The sequence below is a fragment of the Burkholderia sp. WTPI3 genome, from assembly GCF_021483755.1.
Classification (GTDB): domain Bacteria; phylum Pseudomonadota; class Gammaproteobacteria; order Burkholderiales; family Burkholderiaceae; genus Burkholderia.
Genome location: NZ_JAGIXF010000201.1, coordinates 1 through 2435, shown reverse-complemented (window position 1 = coordinate 2435; position 2435 = coordinate 1). Strand labels below are relative to the sequence as shown.

The following is a 2435-nucleotide window of genomic DNA, read 5'->3' as shown; positions in this document are numbered from 1 at the left end:
GCGCTCGCGGGCCGGGTGGGGGACGGGGGCATCGGGTGCGTGCTCGGCGAGTTGCCGCTCGTCGCACCGCTGCCGGACGGGCCGGCAGCGGCGATGCTGCGTCCGGAACAGATCGGCATCGCGCCCGCCGCGCCTGCCGGCACCGCGGGCAGTCACGCCGCGCGGGTGGAAGCCACGCAGTTCGCCGGGCAGGACGCCGACGTGCTCGTGCGGCTCGACGCCGCTGCCGACACCCTCGTGCGCGCGCGCGTGCCGGGGCATCGGTGTCCGGCCGTCGGCGAGCGCGTCGCACTCGTCGTCGACGGTGCGGTGATGGCGTACGCGCGCTGACCGGCGCGCCGGGCTCACACGTCGGCGCAGTCCGCGCCCGCGGCCGGCCGGAAGGTGCGGCCGTCCGTTTCGACTTCGGCACCGAGCCGGCGCGCCAGGCCTTTCGCGCCTTCGCGCATCACGACGTCGTGATTCCATCTGAACAGCGGGCGCGCAACCGGCTCCAGCCAGTTCATCCAGCGCTCGCGGGTGCGGATGTGCCAGTCGTAGCGCACGACGGTGCGCGTGCCATCGGCGCCGAACGACCAGCACCCGTCGCCTTCGATCGCGCCGCTCGCGCGGCCTTCGAGCACGTGCGGCGGCTCGATGCGCAGCACGCGCATGTCGAAGGTCAGCCGGTACGGCAACGCCCCCTTCCAGGTGTACCGCTGCAGCGAGCCGACGCCTCGTGTGTCGCCGCGCTCGATCTCGACGGTCCGCACGGCGCTCTTCCACCAGTCCGGCCAGCGGTCGACCTGGTAAATCGCCTCCCAGACGACCGCGAGCGGCGCATCCACGCGCCACGTCGTCGAAAACCGGTATTCCGCCATGCAGCCTCCGGCGTGTCGTGTCGTGCGCGCATGACGCGCGATCAGGGCGCGAAAAAGCGTGCGGGAAACGCGACGTCGATCTCGACGTCGTCGAGCGTCACGGTTTCGAGCGGCTCGCCGTCGCCATCCGCGAAACTGACGACCTTCAACGGGAAGCCGTCCTCGGTGTCGAGCCACAGCTCGTAGCGATGCACGCCGTGGATCGCATGCGCGGGCGCGCCCGTCACCGATACGCGCAGCGCGGTGCGGCCGCTGACGGTTTCCTCGCCCCCGGTCACCGTCGCACCGCCCTGCTGCAGCGCATGGACGTTGCGCAGCAGCGCGCCGACGTCCGAGTGGTCGACACGGTGGCCGCTGCGATCGCGCACGAGCGGATTGGACGGCGACAGCGTCAGCGCGGGCGGTGCATGTTCGCCGAACGGACGCAGCCGGACCTTGCCTTCGCCGGGATCGTAGGCGAGCACCGCGCCATGGTGGGGCGACACGAAATCCATCCGGACGAAGCCGGGTTTCAGGTACGCGTAGTGAATCTCGGTGCGCTCGCCGCTTCTCCCCGACGCGCGAATCGTCGCGCGGTACGACTGGACGTGGTCGAAATGCGCCTGCGCGACGGTCACGGGATCGGCTGTCATGCTCGCTCCTATCAGGCTCGCGGCCAGCAATGCGGCGATCATGGCGCCGCCTCGACGTCGAACGCGCGTTCGATGCCGCGCTCGCGACGGCCGCCGAAGAACGGCAGCCGATGCGTGAAATGGCAGGCGAAGCCGCCGCGCTCCGCCGCGATGAAGCGGAAGGTACGCGGTGCCGCATCCGCTCCCGCGTGCGGCGCGATGCCGGCCTGCCGCGCGTCGATGTCGACACCGGGCGGCGCGAAGGCCGGTTTGCATCCGACCGGTACCGGCGCGAGTGCAGCACAGTTCCCGTGCGCAATCCGGATGCCCGCTGCGCGGCCCCGCAGCACGCCGCACGCCACGCAATCCTCGTCGGCCGGGTTCCCTTCGACGCTGCGCAGCGCTTCCGTCACCCGCCGCGCGACCACGCGCTGCATCGTCTTCATTCCCGCTCTCCTGGGCGTGGCCTGACACCACCGCACCGCCGGATCGAACGCTCGACTTCGTCGCGTCCATTATCCCGCTGCGAACGGGATGTGCGAGACCGGACATTCCACGACATCGCACGATGGCCGGCGGCGACCGCGCACCGGCCGGTGATCCGGCACAAGCAATCGGGGATCCAAAGAAAACGCGGCATGACATTGCTGTCATGCCGCGTTGCGCGCCCTGGTTCGCTCGGCGGACGATGCGTCGCCGCCCCGCGTTCGCGCAGGTTACTTCGGCAGTGCGCCCGTCACCGACTGAAGCAGCGTCGACACCGGTGCGAGCAGGTTGTTCGCCGAGCCGCCGCCCGAGTGCGACGCGCCCGACAGGCCCGGCACGGAGCCGAGCGCCGTGCCCAGCGTCGTGCCGACCGCATTGACGACCGCAGTCGTCGCATTGGTGCCCGTCGACAGCAGCGAGCCGGCGGTGCCCGACAACGTGCCGGCCGCCTGCCCGAGCGCCGCCGGGCCGTTCGCGA

General features: G+C 71.5%; 4 protein-coding genes and 1 pseudogene. 1 reads left to right on the top strand and 4 read right to left on the bottom strand.

What is annotated here, in order from left to right; genetic code table 11:
• The coding region (locus J7024_RS36815) for a TOBE domain-containing protein (protein WP_234746042.1) at positions 1-330 on the top strand (330 nt) is incomplete at its 5' end.
• Between the two features lie 14 nt (positions 331-344).
• Here the strand turns inward: J7024_RS36815 and J7024_RS36810 are convergent.
• The 4 genes and pseudogenes from J7024_RS36810 to J7024_RS36795 all read right to left on the bottom strand — a co-directional run.
• Positions 345-860: an SRPBCC family protein gene (locus tag J7024_RS36810; RefSeq protein ID WP_124830219.1), complete on the bottom strand. Its 516-nt coding sequence runs from the start codon at positions 858-860 to the stop codon at positions 345-347.
• 41 nt (positions 861-901) lie between these two features.
• Positions 902-1534: a LolA family protein gene (locus J7024_RS36805; protein WP_124830220.1), complete on the bottom strand. Its 633-nt coding sequence runs from the start codon at positions 1532-1534 to the stop codon at positions 902-904.
• Positions 1531-1917, bottom strand: a complete 387-nt coding sequence (locus J7024_RS36800; protein ID WP_124830221.1) for a quinol oxidase — start codon at positions 1915-1917, stop codon at positions 1531-1533. Before J7024_RS36800 ends, J7024_RS36805 begins: the two co-directional genes overlap by 4 nt.
• A 270-nt stretch (positions 1918-2187) precedes the next feature.
• Positions 2188-2435, bottom strand: a pseudogene (locus J7024_RS36795) (hypothetical protein); the annotation flags it as partial.